General features: G+C 59.4%; 28 protein-coding genes and 2 tRNA genes. 8 read left to right on the forward strand and 22 right to left on the reverse strand.

Annotated elements, in window-relative coordinates; all coding sequences use genetic code 11:
* Genes HWQ56_RS19360 through HWQ56_RS19375 form a run of 4 tightly spaced genes read right to left on the reverse strand, consistent with a single transcriptional unit; the run spans position 1 to position 4,438 of the window.
* Entirely contained in the window at positions 1-1,098 is a 1,098-nt protein-coding gene (locus HWQ56_RS19360) for a minor capsid protein (RefSeq protein WP_176571532.1), read from the reverse strand.
* The gene (locus tag HWQ56_RS19365) at positions 1,034-2,479 is read right to left on the reverse strand and encodes a DUF4055 domain-containing protein (RefSeq protein WP_176571533.1); all 1,446 of its coding nucleotides are present in this window, start codon (positions 2,477-2,479) and stop codon (positions 1,034-1,036) included. Before HWQ56_RS19365 ends, HWQ56_RS19360 begins: the two co-directional genes overlap by 65 nt.
* Positions 2,479-3,774, reverse strand: coding sequence for a phage terminase large subunit family protein (locus HWQ56_RS19370; protein WP_245217782.1), 1,296 nt, complete (start codon positions 3,772-3,774; stop codon positions 2,479-2,481). Before HWQ56_RS19370 ends, HWQ56_RS19365 begins: the two co-directional genes overlap by 1 nt.
* 7 nt (positions 3,775-3,781) lie before the next feature.
* On the reverse strand, positions 3,782-4,438 hold the full coding sequence (locus HWQ56_RS19375; RefSeq protein WP_176571535.1) for a terminase small subunit: 657 nt from the start codon (positions 4,436-4,438) through the stop codon (positions 3,782-3,784).
* A 114-nt stretch (positions 4,439-4,552) separates the two neighbouring features.
* On the opposite strand from HWQ56_RS19375, the gene HWQ56_RS19380 reads away from it, so the two are divergent.
* Positions 4,553-4,888, forward strand: a complete 336-nt coding sequence (locus tag HWQ56_RS19380) for a hypothetical protein (RefSeq protein WP_158156606.1) — start codon at positions 4,553-4,555, stop codon at positions 4,886-4,888.
* Positions 4,889-5,541: 653 nt separating this feature from the next.
* Here the strand turns inward: HWQ56_RS19380 and HWQ56_RS19385 are convergent.
* The 4 genes from HWQ56_RS19385 to HWQ56_RS19400 all read right to left on the reverse strand — a co-directional run bounded on the left by HWQ56_RS19385 (position 5,542) and on the right by HWQ56_RS19400 (position 6,831).
* Positions 5,542-5,772, reverse strand: a complete 231-nt coding sequence (locus HWQ56_RS19385; RefSeq protein ID WP_158156608.1) for an Acb2/Tad1 domain-containing protein — start codon at positions 5,770-5,772, stop codon at positions 5,542-5,544.
* A gap of 182 nt (positions 5,773-5,954) precedes the next feature.
* Positions 5,955-6,098, reverse strand: coding sequence for a hypothetical protein (locus HWQ56_RS19390; protein WP_158156610.1), 144 nt, complete (start codon positions 6,096-6,098; stop codon positions 5,955-5,957).
* A 50-nt stretch (positions 6,099-6,148) separates the two neighbouring features.
* Positions 6,149-6,505, reverse strand: coding sequence for a hypothetical protein (locus HWQ56_RS19395; RefSeq protein ID WP_158156612.1), 357 nt, complete (start codon positions 6,503-6,505; stop codon positions 6,149-6,151).
* Entirely contained in the window at positions 6,502-6,831 is a 330-nt protein-coding gene (locus tag HWQ56_RS19400) for an MFS transporter (protein ID WP_176571536.1), read from the reverse strand. The genes HWQ56_RS19395 and HWQ56_RS19400 overlap by 4 nt, the downstream gene beginning before the upstream one ends.
* Before the next feature lie 101 nt (positions 6,832-6,932).
* On the opposite strand from HWQ56_RS19400, the gene HWQ56_RS19405 reads away from it, so the two are divergent.
* Positions 6,933-7,112, forward strand: coding sequence for a type II toxin-antitoxin system HicA family toxin (locus HWQ56_RS19405; RefSeq protein ID WP_158156696.1), 180 nt, complete (start codon positions 6,933-6,935; stop codon positions 7,110-7,112).
* A gap of 51 nt (positions 7,113-7,163) precedes the next feature.
* The gene (locus HWQ56_RS19410) at positions 7,164-7,589 is read left to right on the forward strand and encodes a type II toxin-antitoxin system HicB family antitoxin (RefSeq protein ID WP_158156616.1); all 426 of its coding nucleotides are present in this window, start codon (positions 7,164-7,166) and stop codon (positions 7,587-7,589) included.
* A 145-nt stretch (positions 7,590-7,734) separates the two neighbouring features.
* Here HWQ56_RS19410 and HWQ56_RS19415 read toward each other — a convergent pair whose 3' ends face one another.
* The 12 genes from HWQ56_RS19415 to HWQ56_RS19470 all read right to left on the reverse strand — a co-directional run bounded on the left by HWQ56_RS19415 (position 7,735) and on the right by HWQ56_RS19470 (position 14,174).
* The gene (locus HWQ56_RS19415) at positions 7,735-8,034 is read right to left on the reverse strand and encodes a hypothetical protein (protein ID WP_176571537.1); all 300 of its coding nucleotides are present in this window, start codon (positions 8,032-8,034) and stop codon (positions 7,735-7,737) included.
* A gap of 54 nt (positions 8,035-8,088) precedes the next feature.
* Positions 8,089-8,163 (reverse strand) — tRNA-Asn (locus HWQ56_RS19420).
* Positions 8,164-8,166: 3 nt separating this feature from the next.
* A tRNA-Thr gene (locus HWQ56_RS19425) sits at positions 8,167-8,242 on the reverse strand.
* A gap of 359 nt (positions 8,243-8,601) precedes the next feature.
* Positions 8,602-8,802: a hypothetical protein gene (locus HWQ56_RS19430; RefSeq protein WP_176571538.1), complete on the reverse strand. Its 201-nt coding sequence runs from the start codon at positions 8,800-8,802 to the stop codon at positions 8,602-8,604.
* Positions 8,803-9,041: 239 nt separating this feature from the next.
* Positions 9,042-9,644 carry a hypothetical protein gene (locus HWQ56_RS19435; protein ID WP_176571539.1) on the reverse strand — a complete coding sequence of 201 codons (603 nt, stop codon included), beginning with the start codon at positions 9,642-9,644 and terminating at the stop codon, positions 9,042-9,044.
* A complete protein-coding gene (locus tag HWQ56_RS19440) occupies positions 9,641-10,216 on the reverse strand; it encodes a recombination protein NinG (RefSeq protein ID WP_176572437.1) in 576 nt (191 codons plus the stop codon). The genes HWQ56_RS19435 and HWQ56_RS19440 overlap by 4 nt, the downstream gene beginning before the upstream one ends.
* A complete protein-coding gene (locus tag HWQ56_RS19445) occupies positions 10,216-10,635 on the reverse strand; it encodes a recombination protein NinB (RefSeq protein ID WP_176571540.1) in 420 nt (139 codons plus the stop codon). Before HWQ56_RS19445 ends, HWQ56_RS19440 begins: the two co-directional genes overlap by 1 nt.
* Positions 10,636-10,637: 2 nt before the next feature.
* Positions 10,638-11,153 carry a hypothetical protein gene (locus HWQ56_RS19450; RefSeq protein WP_245217783.1) on the reverse strand — a complete coding sequence of 172 codons (516 nt, stop codon included), beginning with the start codon at positions 11,151-11,153 and terminating at the stop codon, positions 10,638-10,640.
* Positions 11,150-11,938, reverse strand: coding sequence for a hypothetical protein (locus HWQ56_RS19455; protein WP_176571541.1), 789 nt, complete (start codon positions 11,936-11,938; stop codon positions 11,150-11,152). The genes HWQ56_RS19450 and HWQ56_RS19455 overlap by 4 nt, the downstream gene beginning before the upstream one ends.
* A complete protein-coding gene (locus tag HWQ56_RS19460; protein ID WP_158156630.1) occupies positions 11,928-12,890 on the reverse strand; it encodes a phage replication protein in 963 nt (320 codons plus the stop codon). The genes HWQ56_RS19455 and HWQ56_RS19460 overlap by 11 nt, the downstream gene beginning before the upstream one ends.
* A gap of 1 nt (position 12,891) precedes the next feature.
* Positions 12,892-13,614 carry a Rha family transcriptional regulator gene (locus tag HWQ56_RS19465; protein ID WP_176572439.1) on the reverse strand — a complete coding sequence of 241 codons (723 nt, stop codon included), beginning with the start codon at positions 13,612-13,614 and terminating at the stop codon, positions 12,892-12,894.
* A 137-nt stretch (positions 13,615-13,751) separates the two neighbouring features.
* On the reverse strand, positions 13,752-14,174 hold the full coding sequence (locus tag HWQ56_RS19470; protein ID WP_176571542.1) for a phage regulatory CII family protein: 423 nt from the start codon (positions 14,172-14,174) through the stop codon (positions 13,752-13,754).
* Positions 14,175-14,260: 86 nt separating this feature from the next.
* Here HWQ56_RS19470 and HWQ56_RS19475 point away from each other — a divergent pair, with 86 nt between their 5' ends.
* Positions 14,261-14,476: a hypothetical protein gene (locus HWQ56_RS19475; RefSeq protein ID WP_176571543.1), complete on the forward strand. Its 216-nt coding sequence runs from the start codon at positions 14,261-14,263 to the stop codon at positions 14,474-14,476.
* Here HWQ56_RS19475 and HWQ56_RS19480 read toward each other — a convergent pair.
* Positions 14,473-14,709, reverse strand: coding sequence for a helix-turn-helix domain-containing protein (locus HWQ56_RS19480; RefSeq protein ID WP_158156638.1), 237 nt, complete (start codon positions 14,707-14,709; stop codon positions 14,473-14,475). The genes HWQ56_RS19475 and HWQ56_RS19480 overlap by 4 nt on opposite strands.
* Before the next feature lie 113 nt (positions 14,710-14,822).
* Here HWQ56_RS19480 and HWQ56_RS19485 point away from each other — a divergent pair, with 113 nt between their 5' ends.
* The 3 genes from HWQ56_RS19485 to HWQ56_RS19495 all read left to right on the forward strand — a co-directional run bounded on the left by HWQ56_RS19485 (position 14,823) and on the right by HWQ56_RS19495 (position 17,054).
* Positions 14,823-15,668, forward strand: coding sequence for a S24 family peptidase (locus HWQ56_RS19485; protein WP_176572440.1), 846 nt, complete (start codon positions 14,823-14,825; stop codon positions 15,666-15,668).
* Between the two features lie 469 nt (positions 15,669-16,137).
* Entirely contained in the window at positions 16,138-16,620 is a 483-nt protein-coding gene (locus HWQ56_RS19490; RefSeq protein ID WP_209008690.1) for a helix-turn-helix transcriptional regulator, read from the forward strand.
* Entirely contained in the window at positions 16,617-17,054 is a 438-nt protein-coding gene (locus tag HWQ56_RS19495; protein ID WP_176571545.1) for a DUF6941 family protein, read from the forward strand. Before HWQ56_RS19490 ends, HWQ56_RS19495 begins: the two co-directional genes overlap by 4 nt.
* Positions 17,055-17,164: 110 nt before the next feature.
* Here the strand turns inward: HWQ56_RS19495 and HWQ56_RS19500 are convergent, their stop codons facing one another.
* Positions 17,165-17,500 (reverse strand): DUF1654 domain-containing protein, encoded by a 336-nt coding sequence (locus HWQ56_RS19500; RefSeq protein ID WP_245217784.1) that lies wholly within the window; start codon positions 17,498-17,500, stop codon positions 17,165-17,167.
* Positions 17,501-17,616: 116 nt separating this feature from the next.
* On the opposite strand from HWQ56_RS19500, the gene HWQ56_RS19505 reads away from it, so the two are divergent.
* Positions 17,617-18,087: a hypothetical protein gene (locus HWQ56_RS19505; RefSeq protein WP_176571546.1), complete on the forward strand. Its 471-nt coding sequence runs from the start codon at positions 17,617-17,619 to the stop codon at positions 18,085-18,087.
* Positions 18,088-18,294 lie beyond the last annotated feature (207 nt).

Genomic DNA, 18,294 nt, shown 5'->3' on the forward strand with positions numbered 1-18,294 from the left:
TCAGTTTACACCGGCCTTGCGGAACATTTCAGGCTCGAGCTTCTTCAATTGCTCCAGCGTCAGGGGCTGGAATTTGCTGTCGAGCTGCAGCATGGCGAACTTGGCCGGCGGCAGGCCGCCATCTCGAAACAGCTTGCCGCGCACGGGACCCAAGGCGGCATCCTGAAAGCTGGCCGGCTGCGTGGCAAGCCAGTCGTAGTAACCCAAGCCTGCATCGACCTGCCTGCCTCCTGAATCGCCCACCGATGCCCTGGTAGCGCCCTTGGAGAACGTTGCCGACAGCCCGGTGATGGGAATGATGGTGGTGCGGCAGTTAATATGGAATGGAGGCACAGGCCCCTTACCCATCTCATACTCGCGACCATCCAAACTCTTGCACTGCGCGCTAGTCTTCCGGTCCAGGGTCGCAACGATTCGATAGCCTGGCACCACATCGACATTCGCCTTGAGCGTTTCCATGCGCGCGGTGGTGGCCACGTGCTGGATGGCCGTCTGCACCACCGACTTGGCGTTGCGGTTGCTAACCGCGAGAATCCCGTCATTGAAGTTCTGGTCTGCCGTGCCGCGAATCGCCTTCACGATCTCAGCGTTGGTCTGGCCCTGGCCATAGCCCAGGCGGATGGCGTTAGTTACCCGCATCGTCTCGGACCGGGTCCAGCCATTCAGGAAAGGCTTCAGCAACTTGCCGCCGTCCAGGCCGGTCACCTGCAGCGGGTAGGTGAACACCGCGGCGCGGATGACCCCATTGGTGGGCACCACTGCATCGACAGACAGCGCGTTGCTGAGGCTATTAGCCTCGAATGTCGCCTCGTACTGGGCGATATCGACCAGGTCGGCCTGCACCACATCGCTGTAGTCCTTGTAGATGGCAAGCAGCTTGCCGTCTACGCGCGCCAGGAACTCCTCCAGGCGCTGCCGGCTGTAGGTGGTCAGCTCCTTGCGGGTCAGTTGATCGCGCACCACGGTGTCGATCTTGCGCAGGTACCGCTCGAACTTCTTCACCTCGCCAGCCTTTAACCGCTCAAGCATGACGCTATGCCGCGTCGTCTGCTCCAGCAGCTGGCTGTCCGGGTTGTCCTGCCGGGGTGTCGCTGCCATCGTCTTTGTCCAGGTTCAGGCCACGCCCAGCGTCGGCCTCATCGCCGACCAGGGTGGCTTCCTCGTCGTAGGCCCGCTCCGGCAGTTTCCCGGTGGTCAGGTACTGCCAGTAGGTATCCCAACTGATCCCGCCGGCGGCTACTGCCTTCTGCAGCTCGGCCAGTACCTGGGCATCCACGTCGGGGATGATGAATTCCGGCTTGACCGTGAAGGTCACGTCGTCCGGGTTGTAGCCGGTCCACTCGGCGGCATAGCGCAGGCCCTGCTCAATGGCAGCGGCCACGGTGATAACGATGCTGTGCAAGGTGGCATGCTGGTCGTTCTGGCGCGTCTTGCGCGCCTCGCCCGACTCAGTGCCTGAGGCATCCATCACCTTGGCACCTGCCTCCAGGGCGGCGTTCTTTTGGTCGTCCATGGCCTGGCGGACAGCCTCAATGCCAGCGCCCTGGAACTCCAGGTATCCGCACGACCCGTTTCGGCCCAGGTCCCAAGCGGCCGACGGGCCGGTCACGCTCAACTCCACCTGATCGTCCAGGCCCGACACCCACGGTTGCGGGTGGCTGGTCTGGTGCAGAGCGGTGAAGTAGTCGGCGCTGAGCTGGTAGCTCTTCAGTGCCGCCCGGGCCATGGTCAGGAGCGGCACCTCGTCGACGCCGGGGGAGTTGTCAGTGGAGCCGCAGTAGATCACCGGCAGGTACTCCAGGCCCCGCACCAGCCGGTTGTCGTTGTTCACGGTGCCCAGCGGCCGAAGCTCCTCCACCACCGCGCCATCCTCGCCCAGCACCGCGGTGTGGCAAACCCCATCTAGCAGCTTGAACACCCGGTAGACGCGCTTGCAGTCGTGGTCGTACTCGTCTTCCTGGTTGTCCCGGAACTCCACGAACACCGACAGGGTGAGATCCTGGCGGCCGCCCATCGAGCCGACCTTCCAGTTGATCGCGTTGCGAGTCGCGTAGGTCGAGAAATACGGCTCGCCGCTATCGTCGACGTTCACTACCAGCGGTACCCGGCCGTGGGAAACGGCCTGGCGGACCATGCGGAAGAACAACTGATTTAGACCAAAGCCATCGGCCGTGGCGTTTTCCTCTAGGTCCTGCATGCCCGAGGGCAGCTTGATTTCAGGGATCAGGCGGGAGACCAGGCCCATCATCGAGCGGAGCGCGTCGCGCACCCAGTGCTCGTATTGGGCCCGATCTCGGTAGTTCGCGTAGAGGTAGGCGTTTCCCTGCCCGTCCAGCTTCTCGGCCTCCACCATGCCGCTGGGCTTGGGCAGATTCCTGTCGTTGCGCTTGATCGCGCACTCGCCCTCGAGCGCGTCGTCCATCATCAGCCACTCGGGCAGATGGTCGTCGTAGTCTGGGCTTGTCGATTGCACTGGCATCAGGCCAATCCTCCAATACGGCGCGCGCCGGCAGTTTGAGACTTGATCGGGTAGCGCTTGGCAATGAAGTAGCCGGCAGCGTCGTTCATGTGGTCGTGGCCCTTTTTCGGGTCCTTGTCCGGCTCGCCCTTGTCCGTGTAGGTCTGGCGCTCCAAGCAGAGCGTGAGCTGCGGGCACTGGTCGATGTTGACCTTCAGGCGACGCTCGCCGTAGCTGTTCAGCAGGATGGCGTTGAGGGCATTCACGCGGTCTTTGACACTGGGGTTCATCGAGTCGACCACCACCGTGAAACCCGCCTTCTTGAGCAGGGACAGGTCCGATTCACTTGCGTTCTTGCTGCTGGTGTTCTGACCGCTGGCATCCGGGTAGACCGCGACGGTGTGGCCAGGGAAGCGAGCCTTGATCTTCTCGATCATTTCCGGAGTGTCGCGCACGGCGTGGAACTCATCCAGGGCCATCGGCAGGTCGTCACGGACAACGTAGACCACGGCGCTCATCTTCATGACGTTGAAGTCCATGCCTATGTGCAGCGCCTCGCCGGGCTTGATGCGCTCATTGGTTCGGCACTCATCGCGGTTGAAGGTGTAGTAGACAACGCCCGCATAGTTCTCGAAGCTTGCTTCGTATTCCTGGCGGAACGTGCGCGGGTCCATCTTGCGGCGCGCGGCGTCCAGTTCCTCGGCAGGGACGTTGCCACCATCGAGCGACGTGTAAAGCCAGCTCTTGTGGTCGGGCTCATGGCCTGGCCGGCCATCCTGAAACGTGTCGTAGCAATGGTTGAAGCCCTTCGGCGTGCCGATCCGCAGCGCGTGGCCGCCTTTCAGGGACTCACCCGTTTGCGGGATCGTGTACTGGCAGGTCGAGAGCATAGGCCGCAGGACTTCCTCCCAGGCCGCCCACTTGCAGTCCGCCCATTCGTCCACAAGGACGAAGAACAGACCGGAGCCGCGCAGGTCGTCGTAGTTCTCCAGCCCGACGCAGCGGATAAGGTGACCGCTCTTCAGCGTGATCAGCATGTCCGACTCGTTTGGCTTGAACTCACGCCACTCTCGCGGGATCGCCTGCTTCAGTCGGCGCCAGAACACGCGGCGGGCCTGCTTCTGAGTAGGAGCCGCGTACCAGATCTCATCCTCGACGCTCACACCCCACTCCGCGGCCAATCGGGCCGCACGACGCATCTCAGCCTTGCCGAGAAAGGTCTTACCGAACCGGCGACCACACACCGCATCACGGAAGCGGGCATTACGCTGGAAGCCCCACTGATAGATGTTCGCCTGCTTTGGCGTCAGCTTCACCGGTGGCTCAGAGGTACGGGGTAGTCGGGCCATCTTCGTCAGGGCTCAAGGTGTACTCGGCCTGGGCGAATTCGCCCTCAACCTCTTTAGGTGGCTCAAGCTCTCGGCGGAGCTTCTCGTTGGCCAGCCGCTTGTTCTCGACTTCGATTCGCTTCAGTTCCACATCAAGGTCGGCATGTCCCGGTGCACTGAACATCCCAAGATGACGACCGATATCGACCAGGGCGCCCTTCTTGTCGTGCAGCTTGACCTTCAGACCGTCCTTGCCTTGGGATACTTCAGCAATAGCGCCGGCCGTGTTGTCGTCGATCTCGGTCGAGTCGATCAGCGCCAGGCCATGATACGGAACCATGTCTTCGGCTTCGCCTTCCTCAGCGCCGACCATGCGGACCATGGTCTCACCCCAACGGACGACCTTCCGGATGTCGCTGAAGCCGATCTTGGCCAGTTCGCGCAGCACCATGTCCTGGGTGATTTCCACCCGGCAAGAGCGTGCCTGCATGCCTTTTGCGATGGCAGCCTGAATGTCAGGTTTTGTCAGGTTCTCATTGCTGATAGATCTTGCTGTCTTTTCGCTGTAGCCCGCGCGGATAGCGGCCTGCGTAGCATTCAGGTCAATTAGGTACTCATCGACGAAGCGCTGCTGTTTTGCTGTCAGCGCCATGGGGAATCCTTTAAGACTGCCTAGCATGAATGATGCGGGTGATATGGGATGGATTGGCGATGCTGGCCATTGTTAGTAAAGTCAGCGCTTCACCTCTTCAAGAAAGGATTCATCGTGCTGACAGTGATCAGTCTTTTAGTGACGTGCGTTGGCGTTTACCTGACCTACCTGAACTCCTCGCCTGAAGCAAAACGACAAGCAAAGGAATCCACCCAAAAACTGTTGGGCTCTAGTGGGCGCATCCTAGTCGGCCTGATAGTCGCTTTGATCGCCATCCTGTCAGCAACCGGCATCGTTTTATTTTGGAATGATGAGGGGCTGATCAAGAGGCAAGAGGTTGTGATGCTGATTCTTCACTTCATGAATCTGGCAATGTATGGCGGAATGTGCGTTAAAACCGTAGCCAAGACACTAGCTAAGACGTCGGGCTCGAGTAGCTCGGACGCCTAAATAAAGCCAAGTGTGGCCTTGTGCGACAAGCCGAAGCCAATCCGAAGGCGCGTTCGATCGCCTCCCGGTCGGGTTGCTTGGCTGTCATAGTGAATACCAGTTGATTACAATTCCGGTAATTTGCCTTGGTCGGCATTAACTCAAGACTGGAGTTCTAGAAAAATGGTGCCTGTTACTGACAGAGGAACCGCCACCATGCCATGCAGGGTGGGGGGAGTGCTCAACGCAAACGAAGCTGACGTAATACTCATACTGTCCGCCGCCTCCGCGACGCAATTCGCTCACACGCATTTCCTCGACGATCAGATGCTGGGGCCGGATCCAATTAAGCTTGCGCGCTTTGAAGCGTTTCTAGCAGATGACTCGTCGCCAGCTGTGCGAATGCCTGTGATTTTCTCCAAGTCTAATCTTGGCATTATCTTCGAGGGTGGTCGCCATAGGACAACCGTTCTAGCGGGCCGGCACTCCACGGTTCCGATTCTCACCAAGGAAAGCTTGGCAATCGCTCTCCAAGCCCACTGGGGCAGTAAGAGCATCGCTCAGAAAGAGTACGATTTTTCTCAGTGCAAGATCGCGCACTTCGTAGGACATCCGTAGCCAGATACGGCTATTTGGCTTTTTAGCCATGGTATGCGGCGGCAGTCAAGGGCGCCTCAGCTGAAGGGATCAGAGGGCTTGGCGATAGAGCGCACAAACCACATGAAGCCCTGCTGCAGATTGGTCTTGGCCAAGGCCAGCAGGCGCTGGTCAACGCCTTCAATCTGACCGATCTGCTTAAACAGCTCGCCCGCATCAGCCTCCAGGGCCTTGATCGAGTTCATGCCGTCGATCTCGGACTGGGTTAGGTCGCGGTAGCCGGTGATCTTCTTGTGCTGGTTGTCCATGACGATGCCTCTCTGCGATTGGTCAGGCGAAGGTGTAGGCCAGGACGCACAGAGCGATGACCGCAAGCGCGGCCCAGCCCAGAGCTGCAATGCCCTTCGATGAATTGGTTTTGGCTCCCATCGGGGAATCCTCAGTCAGTGCGCGCCACAAAACGCTACTTGCCATTTCGTGGCGCGGCAGATCAGAAGGCCTTCTGCACCAGGGCGATCAGGTGGTCCCACTCAGCTTCCACGTCGTGGCCTAGGGCAACCAGCAGCGCCTTCAGCTTGTCGGTGTCGGTGGTAGTGGCAGGTGTGGTGGTGACTTCAGGGGTTGGTTCAGCCATGACTGGCTCCTTCTTGGTGGTGAGCCCGGTGAACCAGGCAATGAGTGTTTTCATTTGTGCTGCCCTCGGCGCTCGATCTTGCCCGGGCCATAGCGGTGGTCGCAGCCCATGCAGTGCTCGCAGTTGAGTGTGCGGCAGAGCCAGGCCTTGACCCGCTGCCACCAGGTGACCATGAAGATGTGGCGCACTCCAGCCAGGGCCAGCGACAGGTGGAGCGTCAGCCCGGCACTGGTCGGCCCGAAGAAAATGTTCTGGTCACGGGTGAACACGACGTAGCCGCTGATGGCTATCGCTGAATAGATGACCTTTCCCAGGATGCCGTCCCGCACCTTCCCGCTCAGCACGCACCAGGTGGCCCACAGCGCGATAAGCGCGCAAGCGATGGAGTTGATCAGTTCGAGGTTCATGGTGGGTTGCCTCCCCCGAACCTCTGGCGGATGAATGCCCACAGGTCGGCGGTTTTAATGGCGCGGTTGATCGCGGCCATGAGAGAGCCACCGAAGGTACCCAGGAGAAAACCGACACCGGCGACATTGTTGGGCTCGGTAACCCCGAGGTAGGTGCTGACCATGCCTGTCAGGTACAGGGCGCAAGCGACGCCGGTGATCAGGAAGATCGCCCAGGCGCGCCAGCTGGTCAGGTCGTCTTTGTGCCACCAGCTGGCGACAATGGTGCCGACGAGCCCGGCGAAGAGCCAATCGAGCTTGTCGAGCAGGCGGTGAAAGAACTCCATGCGCTCGACTCCGTGGTGTGCATGTTCGAAACACGAACAAAAGTGTTGTATTAAAACAAAAGTGTTGTAGAATGAGCTCATCCAAACAACGAGGCGAGGTGATGAAGTTCAGCGAGTTCAGACGATGGTTGAAGGCCCAAGGGGTGACCTTCGAAGCAGGCAAGGGAAGCCACTTCAAAGTCACCGCCCCAAACGGCAAAAGGACAACCTTCGCGGATCACGGAAGCAAGGAAATGTCCGAACCGACCCGCAAGGCGATCATTAAACAACTGGGGCTCTGAGAGCCCCCTTCGCCTTTCTGACTGCTGGACGATCACCTCCAGGGAGTGACCATGTACAACTACGCAATCCGCTTCGAGAAAGACACCGCGCCGGGCTTGGCCGTGTACTGCCGTGACTTGCCGTTGCTCAACAGCTACGGGGACGACGAGCAGCACGCGGTGAGCGAAGCCGTGGACGCGATTGAGACCACGCTGTCGATCTACGTCGATGAAAGAAAGCCGATCCCAGAGGCAACCCCGCCGCAAGAAGGCGAGCGTGTTATCTACCTGCCAGCCGTGACCGTGGCCAAGATCGTGCTCTGGAACACCATGATGGAGCGAGATATGCGCAAGGCAGATCTGCGCCGCCTCTTGGGGGTGCACCAAGTGCAAGGGGATCGCTTGGTCGACTTCCTGCACACATCAAAGATGGAGCAGGTTGAAGCAGCGCTGGCCGCCCTGGGTAAACGGCTAACGATTGCAGTTGAAGCAGCCTGATTTGGCCGCCCATGTTCGGGGATAGAACCTCCCCGCTCCTGCAGTCTGAAGCAAATGACTCTGGGAAATCGCCCGGGTAGACGATTTCCTCAGCCTCACTCAAAAAGCCCGGCGCTTGGTCCGGGCTTTTTTATTCCAGGCGCAATCAGCAGGGCGAGAGGCCGTAGCTCTCTGGCAACGGCTTGGCCGAGGTCATCACGAAGTGGTTGCTGGATGCGCGCAGGTTCGACTTCAGGGTTTCACCGGCGGATTCGCCACCCGTTCGCCACTGGGCCAGGGTCAGCGCCAGGCGGGTCGCCTGGGCGCCGTACAGATCACCGACAGAGGCCAGCACACGGGCCATGGCATAAGCCGGTCGGTCTACGGTCAGCACATCAGCGAACGCGGACGAGCCAAAGCAGGCACACAGCGCCAGGGCGCAGTACTTGAGGTATCGCATCATCATGGGGAGCTCCAGGAGGGAAGGTCCGCGTGTGCGGGCATTTGGCGTTGGTTGATGTGGCTGGCAAGGCAGGATTCGAACCTACGACCACCCGGTTAACAGCCGGGAGCACTGCCGCTGTGCTACTTGCCAATCTGGTACCGCCACGAGGACTCGAGCCCCGAGCCATTCGCTTACAAGGCGACTGCTCTACCGCTGGAGCTATGGCGGCAAATAGGTCAGCCCCCGCTGCACTCCCAGCTCGGAGCAATGGGTGTGGAGGGGCTGAAAACGAAAAAGCCCAGCACGATAGCTGGGCCTTGAAATAGGTGCGCGGTCTCTCCCGCCGTCCGCCAAAGGCGTAACCAGCGCCGACGCCCCAATGCATCGGTCTCGCCAGTTAGGCCACGCGCAGTCCCTGAGGTAGCAATGGAAAGGACTCGCGGGCAGCCGGTGTTTTTCCGTGTCACGGCACTACCGGCTGATCCGTGTCCAGGCGCTCCCTTTCGGGCCACCCTGGCTGTGGTGCGCTACAAAATCGAGGTATAAAAAAGCCCGGCGGGCGGCCGGGCTCTAGAATCAACTTCGCCTCTAGGGCTCAGGATGTTCGCTTGAAATAGAATTGGTGGCATCAACGTCGGCCATATCCTCGTCGACTGGCGCTTCGTCATCAGTGGCAAGCGGGACTTCAGGCTTATCCCCTTTCGGGCCATGAGCTGTTTCGTTATCCGCGCTTCCCCCGATGCCCTGCTGCTGGGATATGTTGCCTGGGGCGTTCTCGTTAATTTCCATGGTCACCTCCGCTTTACGCGTGGATGTACGCGTCTACTTGGGACGCAGCACGGAAAACAGAGTGCCTGACGATAGACGAACGGCGGACACAAAAAAGCCCGATGCGATGATCGGGCTCTTTGCGTTTGCCAAAGGCAAAAATTTAAATATGGCGAAATGATGCCGCCAGCCGTGCGGGAAGTCAACAACCAAATACACAACAGTACTCAAGTGGACCCACACGGACTGGAATGCGGCCCTTAGGCCGCTTCCTTCATCTCGTAAATTGCTGCCGCCACTGGGCTCAATGCCATCCGATCCAGGTCCTCGCAGCACTCGAAAGCGCGCTGCACAAACGGCTCCCAGTCGCGCGCCCAGGCGCATGACTCTAGGCGGCAACCCATCTCCGCGTACAGCCAGGCTCGGAACTTCTCTGGACTGGCCAGCGGGTCAACGTTGGCCGACTGCCCGCCCTGGTGCATGTATTGATAACGGCGCATCACGCCCTTCACGACGTACTCCAGCTTCTCGCGCTTGGCAGCGGTCATGCGTGGGGACTTGGCAACCACCAGGTTGAAGACGACCTGCTCCGCTGCCTCTCGGATATCATCAGCGCGGCGCCGGTCGGGCCTTGGGGCGTACATGAAGTCGCCGAATACACGCACCTCCGGGGAGAGCTTGGCGATCGCCGACTGAATCCAGCCGGCCACGGCGCCGTGAACTGCAGAATTTGCGGTCACGCCACGATCCGTGGTCTGCACCGCGGTGCCAAGCAGGCACTGCTGTTCCAGCCCAGAAAGCCCGCCACGGGTTTCCGTGTAGGTGCAGTCGTGCCAGGCCAACCGCGCGGAATTGATCTTCATGCTGCTTCCCCCTTCAGTGCGCGAATCTTCGCCCGGTACTCGGCCTTGATCGCCTTCAAGTCTTCAATGGTGTAACGCTTGGGCTCATGCGGCCCTTCAAGCCACTCAACCTTGGAGGCGCCGATGCGGGCCACCAGGGTAATGCGGTAGTTCACGATGTCGCCGGATTTGTGGTTGTTGCATGGCGCACATTGCTTGTGGACGTTCAGGGGCTCGAAGCGCAGCTCTGGGTTGGCGCCCACCGTGCGGTAGTGGCCAGCGTGATATTGGCCTTCGTGGTGCCGGCCGCAGCTCACGCATGGCAGGGTGGCGTCACGCAGCCTGATCCACTCGTTGAACACGGTCTGAGCTTCACGCATGTGGTCGGCGCGCGTCTTGACCCGCTCCTTCGCCGCACGCAGTTCCTTGCGCCCGATCTCGGCCAGCGACTTTCTCGCCCTTTCCTGGTTCACGTCCTTGATGGCCAGACCACAGGCTGGGCTGCACACCTTTTGGCCCAGACGCTGCGGGATGAACTTGGCAGCGCAGGCAGCATTGAGGCACTTCTTGGCCTTTGGCGGTTTAGCTGCGATCACGAATACCGCCCTCCCCAGTGATCCTTAGCTGTCCAGCGCACCTGGTGCTCGCCACCAAATGCCTCGATCCAGTCCAGAAGCTCGGCGCACTGCTTCACGGAGAGCTTCGAGGTGCGCTCGTAGACGACGTCGAAGCCGTGCCCGTCGAGCGCCGGTATCATCTGCGGGCGCTCGCCGGCCTCGCGTAGCCAGGCGGCGGTTAGCAGGCGCTTCCAAATCAGTACGTCCCACTTCTTGCCGGCGTGCTCGACCTGGTTGGCGATATCGGTCAGCCGGGCGTGAAGCAACTTGTTCTGCTCCCCGCTGCGGTCTAGGTCCTGGATGATGATCTTCTTGGGCTTTGAGAAGTCCGTGCCGTCCAGGAAGCCGTTCAGCCGGCTTGTGTCATCACGGCTGCGCATCACGATTTCAGCCATGGCTACGCACCCCCGATGCTTTTCAGAATTGACTGGAGCTGCTTCAGCTTGTCGAGCGATTCGGCATTGCCTTCACGCTCAGCCTCGACCGACAGCGCCACCTCCTCGATGCGGCCGGCCAACTTGCGCAGACGGTTACCGATCTCGTCGGCCAGGCTGACGACCTCGCCCGACAGCAAAGCCAGCGCATCCAGGGCGCCGACCTGCGGCTTCTTGATCGACACCACGGTGTCATTGGCTACTTTCGGCATGGCCGGCTCCTTCTTGGCTTTTGGGGAAAACGCATCGCGCTGGAATTTGCCACCGACCGGCTCACGGATAATCCCAGCGTCCTTCAGCTCGCCCAGGGCACGACGTATCGCATAGCTCGATACGGTGGTGGAATTGGCGGCCATGGCCGCGTTGTGGATGTCGTGAGTGCTCCAGCTGTCCTGGATTGGGACGTGCAGGAACACCTTGCGGGCGATTGATGATTGGCCGGCCAGCAGCTGGGCGACGCGGGATTCGGACATGGTCATGCAGCACCCCGCTCAGATTTCAATTCAGCGAGCGCGGCACGGAGCTTGCGCTTACGCAGGTAGGTATCGACCCGGTCAGCCTGGGCCTTCTTGCGCCGGGCTTTCTCGGCTGCGGCTTTGCCCTTCTTGATCTCAGCGCGAACCGCTTCGAGCTTATGGCTGATGCCTGGCGAGGCCGGGCGAACATCGCCACTGAGCAGGCCAGCGATAGCCAGGCCGTCCTGGGTGATCGCCGTCGGCGCAATCGCCATGTCTTCCAGGTAAAGCGCCGCCCGCTCAGGCGGCATGAGCTTCAGGTGCACGGCGGTTTCAATCGCCACGGCGCGGCCTTGCGGGTCCTGGCCGAGGGAGACGGACCAGTTCACGGCCTTGGCCTCGCCGCGCGCCAGCGTTACCAGGCGTTCGTAAGCGCTCATGAACGCCATCCGGGCACCCACCTTGTCCCGGGCCTCGAAGATCGCGCTGGCCGCGGTCATGGCCGCGCGGATCTCATCGGTAAGCACCACGGTCTCGCGCTCGTCGAACGCAGCCATGGCGATGCCCCATGCCTCATCCTTGCCTGGCCGGCCATCTGCCGCCTGGGCGTGCTTCAGGATCGCGGAGACGGTCAGCCGCCCGCCTTCCATGCGGCAGTTGCGCAAGGCGGCGGTCAGCACGGGCTCGTCGTAGTCACGCAGGTCGTCGACCATGAGTAGTGCTGCGCCCTGGGTGAGCTGCTGCCCCATCGCCTCTGCGGTGGCGAACAGAGCGAGCAGCAAGCGGTCTTGCTGGTCGTTATTCAGCATGGCCGGCCGCCCTCTTCGCTCGTAGCGCTTCTAGTGCCTGCTCGGCAGCGCTGAAGTTGGCCTGGGTCTGCTCGATCTGGCGGGCAGTCGTGCCGTTGACCTGGCGGTTGGTCGCCCACTGGGTGTGGTAGGCCTCGGCCTTTGCCAGCAGGTCACCAATGCCGTGGCAGCCGTTGATCAGGCGTGAGTCGTTGATGCTCAGGAAGTACGCTGCGACGTGGTGGGCAACACCGCCGCCGAGGCGGTCGACCAACTGGCCCACCTGCCCCGCCACCTTCGCATTCCACACCGGCCAGGCGTCGTAGCGCTTGCGGTAGGCCATGGCGTAGTTGGCCCAGGCCTTGAAGGTTTTGCAGGACTGGTCTTTGGGGCCAGGCATATCGGCGGGGATTTCGCACCGGGGCTTGTCGCTGGAAACCAGAACCAAACCGGCAGGTTGCGACGGCGCAGCCGGGGCGGCTTGCAAGTCCTGACTGGTACCCTGATTGGTATCCTGATTATTGGTATCCTGATTTGTCGGAGATTTTTCCGACCCTTGCTCGGATTTTTTTCCGACCTTGCTCGGAGATTTTTCCGAGGTAGATCGGATTTTTTTCCGACCCTTGCTCTCTGGTGGGGTCGGATATTTTTCCGACCCATCCACTTTTTGGTTCCACTCCGCAGCTTTCGCGGTCAGGCGGAACAGCGTGATGTTGGCGTTGCTGGACAGCTCGATCAGGCCGGCCGCGTCCAGAGCCTTCAGCAGCCGGTAAGCGGTGTCGGGCCGATCAGTCAGCAGCGGAAGCTCTTCGACGATCTTCGCCTTGCTCAGGGCGAAGTAGATCCCGTCGTCAGTCTTCACCGCCTTGGTCCAGCTTGGGCAGCCATAGACGAAGGCGAACAGCAGGGCCTGCTGAGCATTGAGCCCCCACTCCAGCGCCTTCACCTGGTTGATAGTCACAGTGAACTGCATGTCAGGCCTTTTCGACCAATTTGGCCAATTCGAGGAAGCGATCCACGTACCAGTGCGGCTGCGTTTCGCGGGGGGATTGAGGGCTGGTCAGGTTTTTGCCATAGCGCAGCCCCCGGTCGGTGACGCACCAGAAATCGACGACCACCTGCCGGGAGTTCTTGCGCTGCATGTTCTTGAGGTAACCGTGGGCAGCAAGAGCGCGGTTGAAGGCAGCGGCCGTGCTGGCAATGCCGTGATCCTTAATCAACGCTGTCACCGCCTTGGTGGCCATGCTGGAACCGCCGGTGGCGTCCGGCGCGGCGTCCACGGCGTAGCCTGGGAGGAATTTAGGGTCCAGGCCATTGTTCTCGGCGATCTTGGTCAGCATCTGCATCTGGCAGGACGGCGCGGGCTTCAGCAGGCGCGTGAAGCACTCCATGATGGCGATCTCTCCGACCACCTTGGTGCCGTTGGCCATTGCTGCCTGGCGCGCCTGAAACTGCCCTTCCAGCTCATGCCAGCGGCGGATCACCTTCATGCGCAGACCTGCGCTGTAGCCGGTCAGCAGGCAGTCGGTGTGCTCACGATCCAGCAGGTACTGGATCTGCTCCCGGTTACGACCGTCCAGGTAGATGTCCTCAAATTTGAGTACATCAGCCTTCAGCTCTTTGAGCATGGCGACAATGTCGCGCTTCACGTTGTCGTGGCGCTTACCAGTGACGCTGGCGATTTCCCGCGACGACATCGTGCGCGCCACGTTTTCGAAGCCGCCATTTCGTGGCGCGGGCTGGGTATTGATCGTGTGGTTCTGTGTGTGCATACTTACCTCACTCGTTACAGCATCAAGCCGGGCCGCAATCCCGGCTTTTTTGTGTCCGTAATTCAGGCCGCCTTCACTGAGGCCGCCATCACATCAAGGCTCTGGCGTACGTGGTCGATCTCGACCTTGATCTGCGCCTTCTCGAATGAGCTGACGTGGTTGTCCTCCAGGGCGCTGTGCACGGCGATGGTCAGGTCAGCAACCTCCTTCCCCACGTTGATCAGCGAGGCAGTCAGTGCCTGCGGCTGAGGGGTGGCACGAGCGACCAGGCTGAAGCCGAACGCATCAGCCAGGGCAGCCAACGGGCGCATGTCGCCGGTGTGCAGCAGGACGCCAAACAGGTGTTCGATGGTCAGGTGGTGCGCTTCGTTGTCGGGGTTGGCACGCTGCAGCAGGCCGACATGGGGAACGCCCATCTTTGCCGCCAGCGCCTTGGCTTCGTTGTCGAGAACAGCGGCCTGGCAAGCCCTCAGGAAATCTTCCATTCGTAAAACCTCACTTCTGTTTCCGTGGTGGCCTTGGGCCTACTCGCCGAAAATGTGCCTACTGAAACTGATCAGGGATGGGTCCCATGACCGAGCAATCCGAACTCCAGGGCGAGATCGCCGCCCTCTGCTGCTTCATGGCCGCCGTGGCGTCCATCCTTCCGTTGTCTTGCCAGCTCAGGCTGTGGCCAGCTTTCGAGCAGCGCGCAGAGGCAATGCGGAAGCGGTTGGGGCCTGGGGTGTTGCGGGGCTTCGAAGAGGCGACGGTGTCGCTCAGCTCGAAGCGCCAGGGGCTGGGTTAGGCGGCGCCGCGAAGCACCTTGTGCGCGAGGTCAACGAGATCAGGCCGCAGACCGGCGATGGTGATCTCCCCCGCCGAAGCGTCTTGAAGGCGCTCAGCCAGTTCGGCGGAGGCTTTACGGTGACCACCTGCGAGCTGCCACAGGTGGCCGACAGTGGTCTTTGCGGCTGCCGCAACGTCCTGGCGCCGAACATTCGTAGCGTTGGCCAGCCAATCGCGAAGATGGTCATTCATGGTTTTCTCCTTACACATGGACAGAATTTAGCTTAGGGCTAATTTCAGAGCAAGGAAATAATTTAGCTATGGGCACATTTAGCAAACAGCTAAACGCTGGCATGCTTGCGCGCATGGATATTTACGCGATTCGAAAACACAACCTGGTGAAGCTGATTGGCAACCAGAGGAAGGGGGCGTGCGCTGAGCGCTGGGGGATGGCGCCTGCGCACCTGAGCCAAATCCTTTCCGACAAGACGGCTAAGAATTTGGGCGACGACGTGGCGCGCCGTATCGAGAGCGTGGAACGTTTGCCGCGGGGTTGGTTTGATTCGATTCCGCAGGACGAAAGTGTCGGAGCTGTGGTGCCCCACACGCCAACCGCCACCAATGAAGATGCGCCGGTCGCTTCTGCTGCCGCCCTGGTAAAGCAGATGCTGGCCAAGCAAGGCAAAGGGCTGTCAGCCGAAGCGCGCGCCCGCCTCCTCGCGGCAGCCGACGAGCCAGCGGAAAGCAACGTCATCGCAGCCGACTTCTCCCGCCCCGGCCAGGTCGGAGACGAGGTGTGGATTGCCCACTACGACGTTCGCGCGGCGATGGGCGGCGGCCAGGTGCCGCACGATTACCCAGAAATGCTCCAGGACATCCGCGTTAGCCCCAGGCATCTACGTGAAATGGGGGTCGAGTTCAAAGAGCACTTCCACCTGAAGATGGTCACCGGCTGGGGCCAGTCGATGGCGCCGACGATCAAGCACCGCGACCCGCTGCTGGTGGACGTGAGCATCCGGGAATTCGTCGGAGACGGGATCTACCTGTTCTCCCACGGCGACCTGCTGTACATCAAACGCCTGCAGAAGAAAGGCAAGGATCATTTCAAGATGATCTCGGACAACACCAACCACCCGCCGGAGGATATCCGCGTGGATGACACCTTCATCCAGGCACGGGTGCTGCTGGTTTGGAATGCACATTTGGTCTAGAGGGTATCAAGCGTAATAATTAGTCGCATTTAAGGGCGCCCTTCGGCGGAATTCATGATGCGCTGCTTGAGAAAATATACGTAGGGACATATATTGTACGAGCTAGTGATCCACAATGACGCGGCCGGAGATCTTCGCTCCATCGCAGCTCGAGACAGGGAGGCCGCCATCATGCTAGGTCGCTTTCTAGGTCAGCTGCGTGCGGACCAAGATCTTCTGGACAGGTTGACCCAAGATCGGTACGGGGGTCGTCCCGCGCGTCCGGTACCTAAGAACGCTGATTTTAACGTAAGCGCTTGGGGTGCTGCACAGACGGTTGGCATGAATCTTTGGCGTGTGCGGCCGTTCAAAGAGGATATATGCGGGTACAGGATCGTTTACGCATTTCGGCCAACTGACGACAAATATATTGTGCTAGCAATCGCTGAAAAAGCGGAGCACGGAGCTGAAAAGGACAATAGGTTTGACTATGAACTTAGCCACGAAATCGCAATTCGCATTACAAGATCGTACGCAGCTCTCGACTACTGAGCAGAGCACTATCGCGCAAGCAGGTTCAAGCGCATTCACTGTGACGGCAATAGAAGTTAAACTCGTATCGTCTAGCCTCGCAACCGCGCATACTGACTTTGACGACTTCATGACTGAGCTTGAGGCTGACTCTTCTAATTCAGATAGCTTTATCAAGGCAGGCAACTGGATAGCCGAAACGTTTTATGGTGAGGACGGCCTTACTCTGAAGACAGCTAGACTTCGCAGAGGCTTATCTCAAAAACAGCTGGCGGAGATGACAGGGCTTACACAGCCATATATTTCTACTATCGAAAAAAATGGCGCTGATGTTCTGCTCAGCACCGCAAACAAAATATGTATTGCGCTTGACATACCGCTTGAAAACTTGACGAGCATGATGGAGCGGCAGCGAAATATAAATATCAAGGACAAACCATGAGCCGTTTCGCCTACGCAAGCTTCTGCGATGATGTGCGCCCAGAGATCAACAATAAATTCTCGCTCATGGGGCTGTATGCCGCCGATATGATTTTTGGAGACTTCCCTACAACTCTGCCAAAAATGTGTGTAATCATGCACATAGTTACAAGCGTAGACAAACCATTTCAAGAGATTGTTTGCGCTGGTCGTTTTCAAGATAATGAAGTTTTTAAGATTCATTTGAAAACTTCTAATCTAGCACTGGGCCAGCCTGGAGTTATTTTGGAATGCGGCCATCAAAGGCTTCGAGTTCAATCGATGGCCACCATAGCTCCTGCAACATTCACATCTCCCGGATTATTCGAAATTGAAATAATTGCCGACGGAGAAAAAATATACTGCCCAGGAATAGCGATCTCCAAGGTTCCTGAGGGCATGACACTAGTCTCCTAGGGCCGGAGTTAACAGGGTTTCAGATTCTAAAATAGACTCTGCGAGCGACGAATAAGCTGATTCAAAATTCGATGAGAAGCCCGCTGCTGAGCGGGCTTTTTTATGTACGCTCAGAAAGGCACTGCCTCCTCCTCCTCTGACCTATCCCAAATAATCGCTTGGTCTTCAGCCACGGCCGCCGCCGTCGGCTCATCGCTTTCCTGGGCCTCCCACTTCACAGTCACCGAGCCATCGTCATGGAAAGTCAGGTCGATGCCATCCGTGCTTGCCAGCACCTCCAAAATCGCATCCCAGTCTTCCTGGGCGTCCGTGTCGAGCTGATGGATCGTCACCCAGCGCTGAACCTGAGCTAGTGGATGATTGATCATTGCGGACACCCTCAGCCCCAGCCGCTCTGCACCGGTCATTTGTTGACGTTGCGCCGGTGCCTTCTGCGCCATTCCCATACCGCTCTCCTTAAGCTGTATATTTGTACAGTATTAGCACAAGCATAGCGCAATGCTAAATGACCGGTAAAGGTATCCGTTTGGTAGACTTACGGTTTAGAGACAGGGAGGTATTTATGAGATTTGTATCCGTTTTCGCACTGATCACGTGCGCCTTGGCGGGGCCAGCGCTCGCCGGTCAGATCAGCGAAAAAGTTGACCGATTCAAAGGCACCAAGACCGTGTCCTGGGAGTCGTTTAAAGACCCTGGGCGTGGCTACTCCCTCAACGTGTACGCGCATTTCGCGAAATCGAACAACCCCAAGCCGTTTGGCTACTACGCCCTGCTCGTCCCGCCACCTGGCACTGCGTCGTTCACCGATTGCCACCAAAACGACTGGCTCATTGACGGGGCGCCAGCACCGGAGCTAGCGAGCGCGTACCGGGCCTCGGGCAATTCGCAAATGTTCAGGGTTGAACTGGGGCGATCGACGCTGGAGAAAATCGCGAGCGCCAAATCCGTCGAGGTCAAAATTTGCAATACCGAGGCTGAGATCAGCGGCGCCGACATTGCAGGGGTGCGCCAGCTGCTGCATGCCACGGAGTAACCCCCCACATCCACTGAAGCCCGCCAAGTGCGGGCTTTTTCATGCCCGGCTAAATTTATTTAGCTTTGAGCTATTGACGACGCTTTAGCTTGTGGCTAAATTTACCTCAACGCCAGCGACAACGGCGCCAGGGCCTGAAGCGGCCTGCCGCTCTTTAACAACCCGCGCAATACGAACAAAGACGGCACCGCCTCTACGGCGACCGGA

Source organism: Pseudomonas eucalypticola, from assembly GCF_013374995.1.
In the GTDB taxonomy this organism is placed as follows: Bacteria; Pseudomonadota; Gammaproteobacteria; order Pseudomonadales; family Pseudomonadaceae; genus Aquipseudomonas; species Aquipseudomonas eucalypticola.